Here is an 18,550-nt window from a genome sequence, read left to right as displayed (position 1 = left end):
GGCTTGCCCTTACAGCGGTGCGGCCGGCGTGCTCGTACAGCGGTGCGGCCGGCGCGCTCGTACGGCGGTGCACAGCGCGCTCGTACGGCGGTGCACAGCGGTAGCACGTGGCCGCCAATGCGTCACTCGTGTCACAAAGGACCCTTTTCTGTCACGCATGTTGCGTGTACGCGGGTCTTGCGTCACACCCGGTCTACAGGGGCTGTCCTGCGCTCACGCCGGGTCGTTGACGGGGCACAGGCTATGTGATCGCCAGCGCAGCGCCCGGCTCCCCCGACGGCCGCCCCCGGCCGCCGCCGCGGTGCGCGCAGGGAGGTGCCGCCATGACCGACCGTAGGCTCTGGTCGTACAAGGAGATCGCCGCGCACATCAAGGTGCAGCCGGACACCGTGCGGTCCTACCGCAAGCACGGGCTGCTCCCCCCGCCCGACCATGTGGAACGCGGAAAACCCTACTGGTACGCGGACACCGTCCGGACCTGGGTCGCCTCCCGCCCGGGAAACCGTGGCCGCAGAGACGACTGACGTACGCCCTCCGCGCTCTGTGCCCCGCCCCAGGCGTGCGGGGCACAGGGCAAATCCATTTGCCCGTACGCCCGTCGGTTGCGGAAGATCCGGGGATGAGCCAGGCCGACTTCTCCCTCAAGCCCGTCCTCACCGGAGACATGACCGTCCTGCGACCGTTCACCGAGGACGACGCCCTCGGTATCGCGGAGATCATCGAGGACCCCGAGGTCATCCGGTTCACCGGCGAGCCGCCGAACGAACTCACGCCGGAACGGCTGCGTACCTGGTACGGCTCCCGCAGCGCGCAGACCGACCGGCTGGACCTCGCCGTGACCGACCGCGCGACGGGTGAACTCGTCGGCGAGGTCGTCCTCCACGAGTGGAACCCGGCCGGCCGCAGCTGCACCTTCCGCACGCTCATCGGCCCCCGTGGGCGCGGGAGAGGGCTCGGCACGGAGGCCGCCCGGCTCATCGTCGGTCATGGATTCGAGCAACTTGGCCTGCACCGGATCGAGTTGGAGCTGTACAGCGACAACCACCGGGCCCGCCGCGTCTACGACAAGGTCGGCTTCGTCGAGGAGGGCGTCCGGCGCCAGACCGAGATGCGGGGCGGCGTCTGGGCCGACGAGACGATCATGTCGATCCTCGCCCACGAGTGGGCCACGCACCGCGGGCACCCGAAGACGGGGGTCAGCTCCAGGGCTCGATGACGGTCACCCCCGACCCCCCTGCCGTCCCCATCCCCGCCAGCGCGGCGGGTACCGCGTCCAGCGGGATGGTGGACGTCACCAGGAGGTCGGGCCGCAGCACCCCCGCCCGGACCAGCTCCAGCATCTCCGGGTAGGCGTGCGCCGCCATCCCGTGGCTGCCCAGCAGTTCGAGTTCGAGACCGATCACGCGGGCCATCGGGACCGGGGTGGAGCCCGTCGGCGAGGGCAGCAGGCCCACCTGGACATGACGGCCCCGGCGGCGCAGGCCGTTCACCGAGGCCGCGCAGGTGACCGGGGAGCCGAGGGCATCCAGCGACAGGTGCGCACCGCCGCCCGTCAGTTCGCGGACAGCCTCCGCCGTGTCCCCGACGCGGGACGCGTCCACGCACTCCGCCGCCCCGAACTTCCGGGCCAGGTCGAGCGCCCCCGGAGACACATCGACGGCCACGACCCTCGCCCCCGACGCCGCCGCGATCATCACCGCCGACAGGCCCACGCCTCCGCAGCCATGCACCGCGACCCACTCCCCCGCGGCCGCACGCCCCTGCGCGACCACCGCGCGAAACGCCGTGGCGAACCGGCAGCCCAGCGAGGCCGCCGTCGCGAAGGACAGCGCGTCCGGCACCGCGACCAGGTTCACATCGGCGTGATCGAGTGCCACGTACTGCGCGAAGGAGCCCCAGTGCGTGAACCCCGGCTGGGTCTGCCGTTCGCACACCTGCTGGTCGCCCGCCGCGCACGAGGGACAGCTTCCGCAGGCGCAGACGAACGGGACGGTGACCCGGTCGCCGGAGCGCCAGCCGGTCACCCGGGCGCCCACCGCCTCGACGACCCCCGCGAGTTCGTGCCCCGGCACATGCGGCAGCGTGATGTCCGGGTCGTGCCCCATCCAGCCGTGCCAGTCGCTGCGGCACAGCCCGGTGGCCTCGACCCGCACCACGACCCCGTGCTCCGCGGGAGTCGGGTCCGCCACCTCACGTACCTCGGCCGGCTCCCCGTACCGCTCGAACACCACTGCCCGCATCCGTCCCGCCCTCCGCCCGGAGATCACCTTCCGGGTGAACGCTAGCCGCGAGCCTCGGCCTTGTCCCGGTCCTGGTCCCGCTCCCCGTCCTGGTCTCGCTCCCCGTCCTGATCTCGGTCCTGGTCCTGGTCCCGGTCCTGGTCCCGGTCACCCTCCTCCGCGGCTTCCGGGGCGTCGGCCGCCGGGGCATCCCCCTCACTCAGTCCGAAACGGTCGTGGAATCGCCGCAGCGGCCCCGGCGCCCACCACGTCGCGCGGCCCGTGAGGCGCATGACCGCCGGAACCAGCAGGCTGCGCACGACCATCGCGTCCATCAGCACGGCGAGCGCGATGCCCAGGCCGAGCATCTTGGTGTTGGTCACGCGCGAGGTGCCGATCGCGACCATCACCACCGCGAGGATGACCGCGGCCGCGGTGATCAGCCCGCCGGTGCGCTGCAGACCGAAGCGAACCGCCTCCCGGTGGTCGCCGGTGTGGTCGTACTCCTCCTTTATTCGGGAGAGGAGGAAGACGCCGTAGTCCATGGAGAGGCCGAACGCGACGCAGAACATGAGGACCGGGAGGGTCGTCTCGATGGAACCCGGGCTGGTGAAGTCCAGCAGGCCCGACAGATGGCCGTCCTGGAAGACCCAGACCACCGCCCCGAACATCGCCGTCAGGCTGAGCGCGTTGAGCAGCACCGCCTGGATCGGGATCAGCACGCTGCCGGTCAGGAGGAACACCAGGAGCAAGGTGACGATCGCGATGAACGCCGCCGCCCAGGGGAGCCGATCGGCGATCGCGTGCTTGGAGTCGACCAGGACGGCGGCCGTGCCGGTCACCGAGGTGTCGAACGGGGCGTCCGTCGCGCGGAGTTCACCCACCAGGCGCTGAGCCCCGTCGCCGACGGCCTCGCCCTTCGGCAGCACCGTGAAGTACGCCGAGTCGCCCTTCACCAGAGGCCCGTCCACCCGCAGTACCTCGGACAGCGCGGCGATCCGGTCCTTGTACCGCGCGTACTGCGTCTCGGTGGCCTGCCCCTCGGCGAGCACTTCCAGGCTCCCGCCGGGGTTGCCCGGGAAGCCGTCCCGTATGTGCTGCTGGACCACATGCGACTCGGCGCCGGAGGGCAGCTGACGGTCGTCCGCGGTGCCGAACTTCACGCCCAGGAAGGGCAGCCCGAGGACGACCAGGCCGACCGTGGTGGCCACCGCGAAGATCGGCGCCCTGCGCATGACGAGGGAGGCCATGCGTCCCCAGGCGGCTCCTCCACCGGTCGCCGACGGCTTGCCGCGCCGGAACAGGCGCCGCAGGTCGAGAGAGTTCACCCGGTCCCCGAGCAGCACCAGCGCCGCCGGGAGCAGGATCAGCGCGGCGGCCGCGGCCAGCAGCACCACGGCGATGCCCGCGTACGCGAAGGAGCGGAGGAAGTACTGCGGGAAGAGCAGCATGGCGGCCAGCGACACGGCGACCGTGAGGGACGAGAAGAGGACCGTACGTCCGGCGGTGCGCAGCGTGGTGCCCACGGCGGTCAACGGCTCGGCGCCCGCGGCGAGTTCCTCACGGAATCTGCGGACGATGAACAGGGCGTAGTCGATGGCGAGGCCGAGTCCCAGGGCCGTGGTGAGGTTCATCGCGAAGACGGAGACGTCGGTGAACTCGGTGAGGCCGCGCAGCACCGCGTTCGTGCCCAGGATCGCGATGATGCCCACCACGAGAGGCAGCAGAGCCGCGATCGCGCTGCCGAAGACCATCACCAGCAGCACGAGGGTCACCGGGAGGGCGATCAGCTCGGCCCGCGTCAGGTCCTCGCGGATCGTGGTCTGCATCTCGTGCTGCACGGCGACCGGTCCGCCGAGCTTGACCTCGACCGGGCCGTGCGTGCCCCGATAGGAGGACGCGAGGCGGTCCAGGGTCTCGCCGGCGGTCTTCTCGTCTCCGGTCAGCCGCGCGGTGACGAGCGCCTCGTGCCCGTCCTTCGCCTTCAGTGCCGGTGAGCCGGACTGCCAGTACGAACCGACGCCCGTGACGCCCCGCTCGCCGGCGAGCCGCGCCGCGAGCCGATTCGCCTCGGCGGCGATCGAGCGATCGTCGACCGAGGCGCTTCCCGACTCGACGAGGAGCAGCAGATTGGGCTGCGAGGCGGGGAACTCCCGCTCCAGCGCCTTGGTCGCGTAGGTGGACTCGGCCGTCGGGTCCTGCCAGCCGCCGCTGCCCAGCCGGTCGGCGACCCCACTGCCGGCGACCACGGCCAGCGCGGTGAGCAGCAGCGCGACGAGCAGGGAGAGCCGGGGCCGCGCCGTCACGAAACGGGTCCAGCCGCCCACGCGCGCACTCCCTGCCCGCGATCCGCCGTCCGCACCGCTCCCGCGGCCGCCGCCCGCACCGCTCCCGTGACCGCCGACCGAGCGCTTCCCGCGGTCGTCGCCCCCGCCCCTCTCAGGGCCGTGGCCTTCGCTGCTGACGTCGGTCATCGTGCGGCGTCCCCTTCACCGTGACCCTGCATCCCGCCCATCCGTTCAGGCAGCATGGGTCGTCTCTTGCCATAGACTGGCAAACGCGAGAGATCGCTCGCGTTTCACCAGAATGCGAGCGACCGCTCGCGTTTGTCAATCTCGTTCGGAGAACTGGGGATAACTCGTGCCCGAGACGCCCGAGAAGGAGCAGGCCGCCGACGAACGGCCCCGCCGTCGGCAGGCCCGCGGCGAGCGCCGTATCGCCCAGCTGCTGGAGGCCGCCGCCTCCGTCTTCTGCACGACCGGCTACACCGCCGCCAGCACGAACGCCATCGCACGCGAGGCAGGCGTCTCCCCGGGCACGCTGTACCAGTTCTTCCCGAACAAAGAGGCGATCGCCATCGAGCTGGGCGACCGGCTCATCCACGAGATGCGCGCGACGTACGGCGAGGCACTCGCCCCGGTCGACCCCGCGACCCCGCTGGAGGAGGCCGTCGGCGCCGCCGTCGACCGCTTCATCGCCTTCAACTGCGACCATCCCGTGTTCTTCGCGCTGATGCACGGTCCGGACATCCCCGGCCGGATCACCGAGGAGCACGACGACCTGCACGCGACCCTGGTCTCCCGGATCGAGGCGCTGCTCTCCTCACTCCTGCCCGACACCCCCGCCGCCGAGGTCACCCGCACCGCGCATGTCTGCCTGGGCATGTACAAGGCCGGCCTGGAGCTGGTCCTCGCCCACGAAGGAGCCGAGCGCGAGGCGTACGTCAGGGAGTTGAAGAACATCCTGTTCCGCTATCTCGCACCGATGATCGGCGACCGGACGACCACCTAGGCAAACCTCACCCCGCCGCCGACCGCAGCGGGCCCCACCCCACCGGCCGCACCGACCAAGACACCGCACCGACCAAGTCACTGCACCGACCAAGACACCGCTGCGGCCGCAAGCAGCGCGAACGCCCCGAACCCCGCGAGCGCCGCGATGCACATGATGAGGAAGCGTCACAACCCGCGACATAGGCGACATTTGCCATAAGGTTCGGACAAATCGATGCGCCTGTGCCGATTCACCTTCGCCTGCGTCGATCAACCCGTCCGAGCCCAAGGGATGAGCCGTGACCCAGAATCAGCAGCCCGGTGCACCCCGGGCCCGTATTCCCGGACCCCAACAGCCCCCGCTGCCGTACCCCCAGATCCGCGCCGGACTCTGGAGGCACTGCCTGGCGATCGGGCTCGCGTTCTGGGCGCTGACCGCCGTGGTCACGTACGCGACGAAGAACACCACGCTGCTGCCGACGCTGATCCTGCTCGGCAGCTTCCTGGCCCCCGTCACCTTCGTGCTCTGGGCGTATGAGCGGCACGGACGCGACCTGGGCGCGCACCTCATCCTCGGCTGCTTCCTGACGGGCGGCACTCTCGGCGTGCTCGGCGCGGCGGTGACGGAGTACTACCTGCTCCACCCCTCCTTGTGGATGTACGTCGGCGTCGGGCTGATCGAGGAGGCGGGGAAGCTCGCCGCGCTGATGTTCGTGCTGCGCCGGCAGACCCGTATCCGCGGGTTGCGGGCCGGACTGGTGCTCGGCGCAACCGTCGGCTTCGGCTTCGCGGCCCTGGAGAGCGCGGGGTACGCGTTCAACGCCGCGGTCTCGCTGCGGGGCGTGGATCTGCGGGCGCTCCTCGAGACCGAGATCCTGCGCGGGGTGCTCGCCCCGTTCGGGCACGGCCTGTGGACCGCGATCGCGGGTGCGGTGCTGCTGGCGTACCGCCGCCCGAACGGGCGCTTCGAGTTCACCTCTCCGGTGCTCGGCACCTACCTCGGCGTCTCCCTGTCGCACGCCTTGTGGGACTCGACACACGGCATCGCGCTGTGGCTGGTGGCGCGGCTGACCGGCTCGGGGCTCGACAGGTCGCTCTTCGGGCAGGGCTATCTGCCGCAGTCCACCGACGAGCAGAAGCACCTCTTCACGCTGTTCTCGGTCGGCGGTCCGGTCCTTGTCTCGCTCTCGGGAATCGCCTGGATGCACGCGTTGGCGCGCCGCGACACCTCCTGGAGAAATACCCCCTAGGGGTATAGTGTGGTGAGCATCGAGGGGAAACCTGGGACCCCAAGGGCCCCTTCCCCCTACATACGGCACACGCCACACGCCTCATTGAGGAGCAATGACATGACCGCCCAGACCGAAACCCCGGGTTCCGTCACCGCCGTCTACCAGGTGAGCGGGATGAGCTGCGGGCACTGTGAAGGCTCGGTCAGCAGCGAGATCGGCGAGATCGCCGGCGTCAGCTCGGTGAAGGCCGTGGCCTCGACGGGTGAGGTCACTGTCGTCTCCGTGGCCCCGCTCGACGAGGCCGCGGTCCGCGCCGCGGTGGACGAGGCGGGCTTCGAGTTCGTCGGCAAGGCCTGAACAACCCCCCAGGAACCATCTCCGCCACACCGGGCCGTACCGACCAGCTGATACTGGCTCCGTACGGCCCGGTTCCTCCACTGGAGCCGGACCATGACCACCGCACCACCCGCGACAGCCATAGCCGCGACAACCGAGACACCCGCGACCTCCACGACCTCCACGACCTCCACGACCTCGGAAGTGGAGCTCTCCATCGGCGGAATGACCTGCGCCTCCTGCGCGGCCCGCGTCGAGAAGAAGCTCAACCGCATGGACGGCGTCACCGCCACGGTCAACTTCGCGACGGAGAAGGCGAAGGTCTCCTACCCGCAGGGCGTACAGGTCGCCGATCTGATCGCCACCGTGGTGAAGACGGGATACACGGCCGAGGAGCCCCCACCGCCCGCGTCGCCCGAGGAAGCGGCCGCGCCCGCGGAAGATCCCGAGCTCGCCTCCCTCCGCACGCGCCTCGTCGTCTCCGCTCTCCTCGCCCTCCCCGTGGTCCTGATGTCCATGGTCCCGGCCCTGCAGTTCGACAGCTGGCAATGGCTCTCGCTGACGCTCGCCGCGCCCGTCGTCGTCTGGGGCGGACTGCCCTTCCACCAGGCCGCGTTGACGAACGCGCGGCACGGCGCGGCCACCATGGACACGCTGGTATCGGTCGGCACGCTCGCCGCGTTCGGCTGGTCGCTGTGGGCACTGTTCTTCGGGGACGCGGGCATGCCGGGCATGCACGACGACTTCAGGCTCACCATCTCGCGCATGGACGGCGCGTCCACGATCTACCTCGAAGTCGCCGCCGGTGTGGTCGCGTTCATCCTGCTCGGCCGCTATCTGGAGGCTCGCTCCAAGCGGCGCGCGGGTGCGGCGCTGCGCGCCCTGATGGAGCTGGGCGCGAAGGACGTCGCCGTGTTGCGGGACGGCCGTGAGATCCGTGTCCCCGTCGGGCAGCTCACGGTCGGCGACCGTTTCGTCGTCCGGCCCGGCGAGAAGGTCGCCACCGACGGGACCGTGGTGGAGGGTTCCTCCGCCGTCGACGCCTCCATGCTGACGGGCGAATCCGTGCCGGTGGACGTGACCGTCGGCGACGCCGTGACCGGCGCGACCGTGAACGCCGGGGGCCGGCTCGTCGTCGAGGCCACCCGGGTCGGCGCGGACACCCAGCTCGCCCGGATGGCGCGGCTCGTCGAGGACGCACAGAACGGCAAGGCCGAGGTGCAGCGCCTCGCCGACCGGATCTCCGGGATCTTCGTGCCGGTGGTGCTGCTGATCGCGCTGGTCACGTTCGGGGTCTGGCTCGCGGCCACCAGTGACACCGCCGCGGCCTTCACCGCGGCCGTCGCGGTGCTGATCATCGCCTGCCCGTGCGCGCTGGGCCTGGCCACGCCCACCGCCCTGATGGTGGGCACGGGCCGCGGCGCCCAGCTCGGCATCCTCATCAGGGGCCCCGAGGTCCTGGAGTCCACGCGCCGCGTCGACACCGTCGTCCTGGACAAGACCGGGACGGTGACGACGGGACGGATGAAACTTCAACAGGTGTACGTCGTCGACGGCGCCGCCGAGAAGGACGTTCTGCGGCTCGCAGGCGCCCTGGAACACGCCTCCGAGCACCCGATTGCCCAGGCGATCGCGGTGGGCGCTCAGGAACGCACTGGAGACCTCCCGGCGGTGGAGCACTTCGCGAACGTTCCCGGGCGTGGCGTACGCGGGCACGTGGACGGTCACGAGGTCACGGTGGGCCGGTTCCTGGAGGTACTCCCGGACGAGCTGGCCCGCGCGAAGAGCGCAGCCGAGGCGGAGGGGCGTACGGCCGTCGTGGTCGCCCGGGACGGAGTGGCACTCGGTGTCCTGACCGTCGCCGACGCGATCAAGGAGACCAGCGCCGAAGCCGTACGCGAACTGCGCGCCCTGGGGCTCACCCCGGTCCTGCTCACCGGCGACAACCGGGCGGTCGCCCAGGCCGTGGCGCGGGCCGTCGGCATCGACTCCGCGGACGTGATGGCGGAGGTGCTGCCCGAGGACAAGGTCGACGTCGTCAAGCGGCTCCAGAGCGAGGGCCGGACCGTCGCGATGGTCGGCGACGGGGTCAACGACGCGGCGGCCCTGGCCACCGCCGACCTGGGCCTGGCGATGGGCACGGGCACGGACGCGGCGATCGAGGCGAGCGATCTGACGCTGGTGCGCGGGGATCTGCGGGTGGCCGCGGACGCGATCCGGCTGTCGCGGCGGACGCTCGCGACCATCAAGGGGAACCTCGTCTGGGCCTTTGGATACAACGTGGCGGCGCTGCCGCTGGCCGCCGCCGGTCTGCTGAACCCCATGATCGCCGGGGCTGCGATGGCCTTCTCGTCGGTATTCGTGGTGACGAACAGTCTTCGGCTCAGAGCATTCTCATGACGATGGGGTAAGAGTCCCTCTAGAGTCCAACGACAGCCTCACATAAGCTCTTCACAAGGCTCGCGCATCTTCCTTACGCTTGGGCCCCGATCGCCATATCGGGGCTCTTGCGCATCTTCAGGACATATGCAAGAGACGCAGATCACAGTGATGTGAACGTAACCATCGAAGGGGTTCGTGAGTCTAAGTTGGCGATGTCAGAAGCGTCTTGGGGGGCGTGACTGACATCTGGGGATGTCTTGGGGGACGTTCCCGGAAATTGCGTTGCCGGGGCACGTACACCGGGGAGCTTTGAGCGGCCCTCCCGATCCGTGCGCGTCCCGGCAGATCGCATCGCGGTACCGCAGTACAGAGAGTTTTGCTCGTTTAGCTCGCAGCAAGCTCGCAGCGATTCAGGCGCTGTCCGCAGACGCCCGGCCGGATCCCGTGGGGGGAATCCGTACCGGGACAAGGAAAGCGCCCCGACTGCCGGCCCGTGGGGGGACCGGTAGCGGGGCGCTTTCCGTATGTCAGGGCTCGGATCGCCTCCGGGTGCCCCTCGGCTCACTCGCCGTAGGGCACCCCGGGGTGACCTGGACCTCAGCGGGCCTCGACCGGAACGAAGTCGCGCTCGACGACGCCCGTGTAGATCTGGCGCGGGCGGCCGATGCGGGAGCCCGGCTCCTTGATCATCTCGTGCCACTGGGCGATCCAGCCCGGGAGGCGGCCGAGGGCGAAGAGGACCGTGAACATCTCGGTCGGGAAGCCCATGGCGCGGTAGATCAGGCCGGTGTAGAAGTCGACGTTCGGGTAGAGGTTGCGCGAGACGAAGTAGTCGTCGGAGAGCGCGTGCTCCTCCAGCTTGAGCGCGATGTCCAGCAGCTCGTCGGACTTGCCGAGGGCCGAGAGGACGTCGTGCGCCGCCGCCTTGATGATCTTGGCGCGCGGGTCGAAGGACTTGTACACCCGGTGGCCGAAGCCCATCAGGCGGACGCCGTCCTCCTTGTTCTTCACCTTGCGGATGAAGGAGTCGACGTCGCCGCCGTTGGCCTGGATGCCCTCGAGCATCTCCAGCACGGACTGGTTGGCGCCGCCGTGCAGCGGGCCCCAGAGGGCGGAGATGCCGGCGGAGATCGAGGCGAACATGTTCGCCTGCGAGGAGCCCACCAGACGCACGGTGGAGGTCGAACAGTTCTGCTCGTGGTCCGCGTGGAGGATCAGCAGCTTGTCGAGCGCGGAGACCACGACCGGGTCGAGCTCGTACTCCTGGGCGGGGACCGAGAAGGTCATGCGCAGGAAGTTCTCGACGTACCCGAGGTCGTTGCGCGGGTAGACGAAGGGGTGACCGATCGACTTCTTGTAGGCGTACGCTGCGATCGTCGGAAGCTTGGCGAGAAGGCGGATCGTCGAAAGGTGACGCTGCTTCTCGTCGAACGGGTTGTGGCTGTCCTGGTAGAACGTCGACAGGGCGCTGACCACCGACGACAGCATCGCCATCGGGTGGGCGTCGCGCGGGAAGCCCTGGAAGAAGCGCTTGACGTCCTCGTGCAGCAGGGTGTGCTGCGTGATCTCGTTCTTGAAGGTGGAGAGCTCGTCCACGTTCGGCAGCTCACCGTTGATCAGCAGGGAGGCCACCTCGAGGAAGGTGGAGCGCTCCGCCAGCTGCTCGATCGGGTAGCCGCGGTACCGGAGGATGCCCTGCTCACCGTCGAGGTAGGTGATAGCGGATTTATAGGCGGCGGTGTTGCCATACCCACTGTCGAGAGTCACCAGCCCGGTCTGGGCGCGGAGCTTCCCGATGTCGAAGCCCTTGTCGCCGACGGTGCTGTCGATCACCGGGTAGGTGTACTCGCCATCGCCGTACCGCAGTACTACAGAGTTGTCGCTCACGTCATCCCTCACCGACGTTGTGCCTCTTCTTCGAGGTGCCCTGACTGTCTCTACCATCCCCCATTTGGCCCTGGAGAGTGCACTCGGGGTCGACCATTGGGCCTATTGGCGGCACTCAGTGCCGCCAACCTGCTCATCCTGCCCCCCTTCGCCGGGGTTCCGGAAGTGCTCTGTGACCTTTGCGACTCATTTGATCGATCATTTTTTGCGATGCCTGCCCGCGCGGGCCTCCGAGCCGCCGAATCAAGGCCGTTGCCGGCCCTCCGGGAGAACGGGCGTCAGCCCTCCACAGCGCGGGGTGCGAGCCGGAAGTCCAGGGCCGTGCAGCGTCGTCCGGCCGACACCGTGCGCACCGCCTGGCCTATCGCCTTGCGGGAGCCGACGAGGACGACCAGCTTCTTGGCGCGGGTGACGGCTGTATAGAGCAGATTGCGCTGGAGCATCATCCACGCACCCGTGGTGACGGGGATGACCACCGCCGGGTACTCGCTGCCCTGGGAGCGGTGGATGGTCACCGCGTACGCGTGGGCCAGCTCGTCGAGTTCGTCGAAGTCGTACGGCACCTCCTCGTCCTCGTCCGTCAGCACCGTCAGACGCTGTTCGACCTCATCGAGCGAGGTGACGACGCCCACGGTGCCGTTGAAGACCCCGTTCTCGCCCTTCTCGTAGTTGTTGCGAATCTGGGTGACCTTGTCGCCGACGCGGAAGACGCGGCCGCCGAAGCGCTTCTCGGCCAGGTCCGGGCGGCCGGGCGTGATGGCCTGCTGGAGCAGGCCATTGAGGTTGCCCGCGCCGGCCGGGCCCCGGTGCATGGGGGCCAGGACCTGTACGTCCCGGCGCGGGTCGAGGCCGAACTTGGCCGGAATCCGTCGCGCCGCCACATCCACCGTAAGCCGGCCCGCCTCTTCGGTGTCGTCCTCGACGAACAGGAAGAAGTCCTTCATGCCGTCGGTGACCGGGTGCTGCCCGGAGTTGATCCGGTGCGCGTTCGTCACCACACCGGACTGCTGGGCCTGACGGAAGACCTGGGTGAGGCGGACGGAGGGGACGGGGCTCCCGTCGGCGAGCAGGTCCCTCAGGACCTCGCCCGCGCCGACGCTGGGGAGCTGGTCGACGTCCCCCACGAACAGCAGATGGGCACCCGGAGCCACCGCCTTGACCAGCTTGTTGGCGAGCAGGAGGTCGAGCATGGAGGCCTCGTCCACGACCACCAGGTCGGCGTCCAGCGGGCGGTCCTTGTCGTAGGCCGCGTCACCGCCCGGCTTGAGCTCCAGGAGCCGGTGCACGGTGGAGGCGTCGGCGCCGGTCAGCTCGGCGAGGCGCTTGGCGGCGCGGCCCGTGGGGGCGGCGAGGACGACCTTCGCCCGCTTGGCGCGCGCCAGTTCCACGATCGAGCGGACCGTGAAGGACTTGCCGCAGCCGGGACCTCCGGTGAGCACGGCGACCTTCTTGGTGAGCGCCAGCCGGACGGCCTCCTCCTGACCGGGCGCCAACTCCGCGCCCGTACGCCCCTTCAGCCAGGCCAGCGCCTTGTCCCAGGCCACGTCGTGGAAGCCGGGCATCCGGTCCTGGTCGGTGCGCAGAAGGCGCAACAGCTGGGCGGAGAGGGAGAGTTCCGCGCGGTGGAAGGGAACCAGGTAGACGGCAGTCACCGGGGCGCCGCCGTCGGGGCCCGGGACCTTCTCCCGTACGACACCGGGCTCTTCGCCGTCCTCGGCCGGTGCCGCCAGCTCGGCCAGGCACTCGATGACCAGGCCCGTGTCCACCTGGAGCAGCTTCACCGCGTCGGAGATCAGCCGCTCCTCGGGGAGATAGCAGTGGCCCTGGTCGGTGGACTGCGAAAGCGCGTACTGGAGACCGGCTTTGACGCGCTCCGGGCTGTCGTGCGGGATGCCGACGGACTGGGCGATCTTGTCGGCGGTGAGGAAGCCGATGCCCCAGACGTCGGCCGCGAGGCGATAGGGCTGGTTCTTGACGACCGAGATCGACGCGTCGCCGTATTTCTTGTAGATGCGGACCGCGATGGACGTGGACACCTCGACGGTCTGGAGGAAGAGCATGACCTCCTTGATCGCCTTCTGCTCCTCCCAGGCGTCGGCGATCTTCTTGGTGCGCTTGGGGCCGAGGCCCGGCACCTCGATCAGCCGCTTCGGCTCCTCCTCGATGATCTGGAGGGTGTCCAGGCCGAAGTGCTGGGTGATGCGGTCGGCGAAGACCGGGCCGATGCCCTTGACCAGTCCGGAGCCGAGATAGCGGCGGATTCCCTGGACGGTGGCCGGGAGGACGGTCGTGTAGTTCTCCACGGTGAACTGCTTGCCGTACTGCGGGTGGGAGCCCCAGCGGCCCTCCATGCGGAGCGACTCGCCCACCTGGGCGCCCAGGAGTGAGCCCACGACCGTGAGCAGGTCGGCGGCGCCTCGGCCGGTGTCGACCCGGGCGACCGTGTACCCGTTCTCCTCGTTGGCGTAGGTGATGCGCTCCAGTACGCCTTCCACAACCGCCAGGTGTACCTGCCGGTTCCCCGCCTGATTGGACATGATCCGACGCTACCGTCCGCCTCCGACATCGCGCGGACGCCGGGACGACTTCATCACGATCCGGTCTCGGGGTCTTGTCAAACTCTCGTGTAATCGATTCCAATCCCTCGTGTAATCGATTCCACGAGGAGGTGGAGCGGCGATGGCGAGCATCAAGGACGTTGCCGCCGAGGCCGGCGTATCCGTCGCCACGGTCTCGCGGGTCCTGAACGACCATCCGTCGGTCAGCGCGGACGCACGCACCCGGGTGCTGGCCGCCGTGCAGGCCCTGGGCTACCGCCCGAACGCCGTCGCCCGCTCTCTGCGCACCGACCAGACCCGCACCCTGGGCCTTGTCATCAGCGACGTACTCAACCCGTACTTCACCAAGCTGGCCCGCTCCGTCGAGGAGGCGGCCCGCGCGCTCGGCTACAGCGTCATCATCGGCAACGCCGACGAGCGGCCCGATCTGCAGGACCACCACGTACGGACCCTGCTGGACCGCCGTATCGACGGCCTCCTTGTCTCCCCCACCGACGGTGGCTCCCCCGGGATGCTGGACGCCGCGCGCGGGGGGACGCCGATGGTCTTCGTGGACCGCTGGATCGCGGGCGTGGACGTGCCCGTCGTCCGGGCGGACGGGCGCGCGGCCGTGCGTGACCTGGTCGCCCATCTGCACGGTCTCGGGCACCGGCGGCTCGCCATCATCGCGGGTCCGGCGGCCACCACGACCGGCAGTGAGCGTGTCGAGGCCTTCCGGGAGGCCATGGCCGAGTACGGGATTCCCCTCCCGGACGCCTACATAGGCCAGGGCGACTTCCAGGCCGAGAGCGGCCGTCGGGTCACCGAGGGGTTCCTCGACCTGGCCGAGCCGCCCGAGGTCGTCTTCGCCGCCGACAACCTGATGGCGCTCGGCGCGCTGGACGCGATCCGCGCGCGCGGGATGCGGGTTCCGGACGACATCGCACTCGCCGCGTTCGACGACATCCCCTGGTTCGTGCACACCGATCCGCCGATCACGGCGATCGCCCAGCCGACGGGCGAGCTGGGCCGGGCCGCCGTGCGCGCCCTGGTCGACCGCATCGAGGGGCGGCCCCCGCAGTCCGTCACCCTCCCCGCCCGTCTCGTCGTACGCCGCTCGTGCGGCGAGTCCCCCGTAACGAACAGGAGCCAGTCGTGAGCAACCTGGACGAGTTGCTGCGCATCGAGGGCATACGAAAAACCTTCCCCGGCGTGGTCGCGCTCGACAGCGTGGACTTCGATCTGCGCCGCGGTGAGGTGCACGTACTGCTCGGCGAGAACGGCGCGGGCAAGAGCACGCTGATCAAGATGCTCTCCGGCGCCTACCACCCCGACGCCGGGCGCGTCCTCGTCGACGGCGAGGAGGTCCGCATCCAGGGTGCGCAGGACTCCGAGCGCCTCGGGATCGCGACCATCTACCAGGAGTTCAACCTCGTCCCCGATCTCACGGTCGCCGAGAACATCTTCCTGGGCCGGCAGCCGCGGCGCTTCGGGATGATCGACCGCAAGACGATGGAGGCCGAGGCCGCCGAGCTGCTGAAGCGCGTCGGGGTGAACGTGTCCCCCCGCGCGCGGGTGCGCGAACTCGGCATCGCACGCCTGCAGATGGTCGAGATCGCGAAGGCGCTGAGCCTGAACGCTCGCGTCCTGATCATGGACGAGCCGACAGCGGTACTCACCTCCGAAGAGGTCGAAAAGCTCTTCACCATCGTGCGCCAACTGCGCGAGGCCGGTGTCGGCATCGTCTTCATCACGCACCATCTGGAAGAGATCGCCGCCCTGGGAGACCGGGTCACGGTCATCCGCGACGGCAAGAGCGTCGGCCAGGTGCCCGCGTCCACGCCCGAGGACGAACTCGTACGCCTCATGGTGGGCCGGTCCATCGAGCAGCAGTATCCGCGCGAACGGGCGGACACCGGGGCCGCGTTGCTCACCGTCGAGGGGCTCACCAAGGACGGCGTCTTCCACAACGTGAGCTTCGAGGTGCGGGCCGGTGAGGTCGTCGGCATCGCTGGGCTCGTGGGAGCCGGACGCACCGAGGTCGTACGAGCGGTCTTCGGCGCCGATCCGTACGACAAGGGCGCCGTGAAGGTCGCCGGCTCCGCGCTGCGCCGCCACGACGTGAACGCCGCCATGCAGGCCGGCATCGGGCTCGTCCCCGAGGACCGCAAGGGCCAGGGCCTGGTCCTGGACGCCACCGTCGAGGAGAACCTCGGCCTGGTCACCATGCGCGCCGCCACCCGCGGCGGGCTCGTCGACCTCAAGGGCCAGCGGGAGGCCGCCGCGCGGATCGCCGAGCAGCTCGGCGTCCGGATGGCGGGCCTCGGCCAGCACGTACGCACCCTGTCCGGCGGCAACCAGCAGAAGGTCGTCATCGGCAAGTGGCTGCTCGCCGACACCAAGGTGCTGATCCTCGACGAGCCGACCCGTGGCATCGATGTCGGTGCCAAGGTCGAGATCTACCAGCTGATCAACGAACTGACGGCCGCCGGTGCCGCCGTCCTGATGATCTCCAGCGATCTGCCCGAGGTGCTCGGCATGAGCGACCGGGTCCTGGTGATGGCCCAGGGCCGGATCGCCGGCGAACTCTCCGCCGACGAGGCGACGCAGGACTCCGTGATGGCCCTCGCCGTCAGCACGAACACTGAAAGGGAGGCCACCCGTGGCCACTGACACGCTCAAGAGCGCATCGGGCGCGAGTGGAGCCTCGGCGGTCCGCCGCCTCCTGCTCGACAACGGAGCGCTCACCGCGCTCATCGCCCTCGTCATCGCGATGTCGGCACTGTCCGGCGATTTCCTGACGACGGACAACCTGCTCAACATCGGCGTCCAGGCGGCCGTCACCGCCATCCTCGCCTTCGGCGTCACGTTCGTGATCGTCTCGGCGGGCATCGACCTGTCGGTCGGCTCGGTCGCCGCGCTGTCGGCCACCGTCCTTGCCTGGATGGCGACTTCGGAGGGCGTCCCGGTCTGGATCGCGGTGATCCTCGCGGTCGCCACCGGTATCGCGTGCGGTCTGGTCAACGGCGTACTGATCGCGTACGGGAAGCTGCCGCCGTTCATCGCCACGCTCGCCATGCTCTCGGTGGGCCGCGGTCTCTCCCTGGTGATCTCGCAGGGCAGCCCGATCGCCTTCCCCGACTCGGTCTCGCATCTCGGTGACACCCTCGGCGGCTGGCTGCCGGTGCCGGTCCTCGTCATGGTCGTGATGGGCCTGATCACTGCCGTGATCCTGGGCCGTACGTACATCGGCCGCTCCATGTACGCGATCGGCGGCAACGAGGAGGCCGCGCGTCTGTCGGGCCTGCGGGTGAAGAAGCAGAAGCTCGCGATCTACGCCCTCTCCGGTCTCTTCGCGGCCGCCGCGGGCATCGTGCTGGCCTCCCGGCTCTCCTCCGCGCAGCCGCAGGCCGCGCAGGGCTACGAACTCGACGCGATCGCCGCGGTCGTCATCGGCGGTGCCTCGCTCGCGGGTGGCACGGGCAAGGCGTCCGGCACGCTGATCGGCGCGCTGATCCTGGCGGTGCTGCGCAACGGGCTCAACCTCCTGTCCGTGTCCGCCTTCTGGCAGCAGGTCGTCATCGGCGTGGTGATCGCGCTGGCGGTGCTGCTCGACACGGTGCGGCGCAAGGCCGGGGCGACTCCGGTGGCCGCCGGTGCCGGCACGCCGGGCGGCAAGGGCAAGCAGGCGGCGACGTACATCATCGCGGCCGTGGTCGCGGCGGCGATCGTCGGCGCGATGTCCTTCCTGCACAACGGCTCGTCCTCGTCGACGACCCAGAAGGTGGGCCTGTCCCTGTCGACGCTGAACAACCCCTTCTTCGTCCAGATCAAGGCGGGCGCTCAGCAGGAGGCGAAGAAGCTCGGCGTGGACCTGACCGTCACGGACGCACAGAACGACGCCTCGCAGCAGGCCAACCAGCTGCAGAACTTCACCAGTTCGGGGCTCGGTTCGATCATCGTCAACCCGGTGGACTCGGACGCGGCGGGCCCGGCGGTCCGCGCGGCGAACAAGGCCGACATCCCCGTCGTCGGCGTCGACCGCGGTGTGAACAAGGCGGACACGGCCGCGCTCGTCGCCTCCGACAACGTCGCGGGCGGCAAGCTGGGCGCCCAGGCGCTCGCCGAGAAGCTGGGCGGCAAGGGCAAGATCGTGATCCTGCAGGGCCTGGCCGGTACGTCCGCGAGCCGCGAGCGCGGCGCGGGCTTCACCGAGGGCCTGAAGGCCTACCCGGGCATCAAGGTCGTCGCCCGGCAGCCCGCGGACTTCGACCGCACCAAGGGGCTCGATGTGATGACGAACCTGCTCCAGGCGCACCCCGACATCCAGGGCGTCTTCGCCGAGAACGACGAGATGGCGCTCGGCGCGATCAAGGCGCTCGGCTCCAAGGCGGGCAAGTCGGTCTCCGTCATCGGCTTCGACGGCACCCCCGACGGTCTGAAGGCGGTCCAGGCGGGCACGCTGTACGCGTCCGTCGCCCAGCAGCCGAAGGAGCTCGGCCGGATCGCGGTGGACAACGCGCTGAAGTCCGCCGAGGGCAAGAAGGTCCAGGAGACGGTGAAGGTGCCGGTGAAGGTGGTCACCAAGGAGAACGTGGCCGGGTTCGGCGGCTGACCGTCGCCGGCCGCCGGACGGCAGACGGGCACGGGCGGATCCGACGGGATCCGCCCGCACCCGCGCACCA

At 69.8% G+C, this 18,550-nt stretch carries 13 protein-coding genes; 9 read left to right on the top strand and 4 right to left on the bottom strand.

The features are described from left to right. The first annotated feature begins 323 nt into the window (after positions 1-323). Both IEY95_RS06705 and IEY95_RS06700 read left to right on the top strand, forming a co-directional pair. A complete protein-coding gene (locus IEY95_RS06705) occupies positions 324-524 on the top strand; it encodes a helix-turn-helix transcriptional regulator (protein ID WP_189184945.1) in 201 nt (66 codons plus the stop codon). Positions 525-619: 95 nt separating this feature from the next. Continuing rightward, a complete protein-coding gene (locus IEY95_RS06700) occupies positions 620-1,216 on the top strand; it encodes a GNAT family N-acetyltransferase (RefSeq protein ID WP_189184944.1) in 597 nt (198 codons plus the stop codon). Here IEY95_RS06700 and IEY95_RS06695 read toward each other — a convergent pair. Next, positions 1,197-2,240 carry a zinc-dependent alcohol dehydrogenase family protein gene (locus tag IEY95_RS06695; RefSeq protein ID WP_189184943.1) on the bottom strand — a complete coding sequence of 348 codons (1,044 nt, stop codon included), beginning with the start codon at positions 2,238-2,240 and terminating at the stop codon, positions 1,197-1,199. The genes IEY95_RS06700 and IEY95_RS06695 overlap by 20 nt on opposite strands. Before the next feature lie 41 nt (positions 2,241-2,281). Next, positions 2,282-4,693: an MMPL family transporter gene (locus IEY95_RS06690; protein ID WP_189184942.1), complete on the bottom strand. Its 2,412-nt coding sequence runs from the start codon at positions 4,691-4,693 to the stop codon at positions 2,282-2,284. A gap of 166 nt (positions 4,694-4,859) precedes the next feature. Here IEY95_RS06690 and IEY95_RS06685 point away from each other — a divergent pair, with 166 nt between their 5' ends. From IEY95_RS06685 to IEY95_RS06670, 4 genes are all read left to right on the top strand, one after another. Further along, positions 4,860-5,510, top strand: a complete 651-nt coding sequence (locus IEY95_RS06685; RefSeq protein ID WP_189184941.1) for a TetR/AcrR family transcriptional regulator — start codon at positions 4,860-4,862, stop codon at positions 5,508-5,510. Between the two features lie 280 nt (positions 5,511-5,790). After that, the gene (locus IEY95_RS06680) at positions 5,791-6,741 is read left to right on the top strand and encodes a PrsW family intramembrane metalloprotease (protein ID WP_189184940.1); all 951 of its coding nucleotides are present in this window, start codon (positions 5,791-5,793) and stop codon (positions 6,739-6,741) included. Between the two features lie 99 nt (positions 6,742-6,840). Beyond that, a complete protein-coding gene (locus tag IEY95_RS06675) occupies positions 6,841-7,080 on the top strand; it encodes a heavy-metal-associated domain-containing protein (protein WP_189184939.1) in 240 nt (79 codons plus the stop codon). Positions 7,081-7,173: 93 nt separating this feature from the next. Further along, positions 7,174-9,459, top strand: a complete 2,286-nt coding sequence (locus IEY95_RS06670; protein WP_189184938.1) for a heavy metal translocating P-type ATPase — start codon at positions 7,174-7,176, stop codon at positions 9,457-9,459. A gap of 579 nt (positions 9,460-10,038) precedes the next feature. Here IEY95_RS06670 and IEY95_RS06665 read toward each other — a convergent pair. Further along, positions 10,039-11,328, bottom strand: coding sequence for a citrate synthase (locus tag IEY95_RS06665; protein ID WP_189184937.1), 1,290 nt, complete (start codon positions 11,326-11,328; stop codon positions 10,039-10,041). Positions 11,329-11,606: 278 nt separating this feature from the next. Beyond that, positions 11,607-13,865 carry an SF1B family DNA helicase RecD2 gene (gene recD2 / locus IEY95_RS06660; protein WP_189184936.1) on the bottom strand — a complete coding sequence of 753 codons (2,259 nt, stop codon included), beginning with the start codon at positions 13,863-13,865 and terminating at the stop codon, positions 11,607-11,609. Positions 13,866-14,007: 142 nt separating this feature from the next. On the opposite strand from recD2, the gene IEY95_RS06655 reads away from it, so the two are divergent. Genes IEY95_RS06655 through IEY95_RS06645 form a run of 3 tightly spaced genes read left to right on the top strand, consistent with a single transcriptional unit; the run spans position 14,008 to position 18,480 of the window. Next, positions 14,008-15,024: a LacI family DNA-binding transcriptional regulator gene (locus tag IEY95_RS06655; protein ID WP_189184935.1), complete on the top strand. Its 1,017-nt coding sequence runs from the start codon at positions 14,008-14,010 to the stop codon at positions 15,022-15,024. Continuing rightward, positions 15,021-16,538, top strand: a complete 1,518-nt coding sequence (locus IEY95_RS06650; RefSeq protein ID WP_189184934.1) for a sugar ABC transporter ATP-binding protein — start codon at positions 15,021-15,023, stop codon at positions 16,536-16,538. Before IEY95_RS06655 ends, IEY95_RS06650 begins: the two co-directional genes overlap by 4 nt. Then, positions 16,528-18,480: an ABC transporter permease/substrate-binding protein gene (locus IEY95_RS06645; protein ID WP_189184933.1), complete on the top strand. Its 1,953-nt coding sequence runs from the start codon at positions 16,528-16,530 to the stop codon at positions 18,478-18,480. The genes IEY95_RS06650 and IEY95_RS06645 overlap by 11 nt, the downstream gene beginning before the upstream one ends. Positions 18,481-18,550: the final 70 nt, after the last annotated feature.

The sequence above is a fragment of the Streptomyces albiflavescens genome, assembly GCF_014645835.1.
Classification (GTDB): Bacteria; Actinomycetota; Actinomycetes; order Streptomycetales; family Streptomycetaceae; genus Streptomyces; species Streptomyces albiflavescens.
Note: the sequence above shows the minus strand (reverse complement) of the source record. Positions and strands in the feature narration are given on the sequence as shown.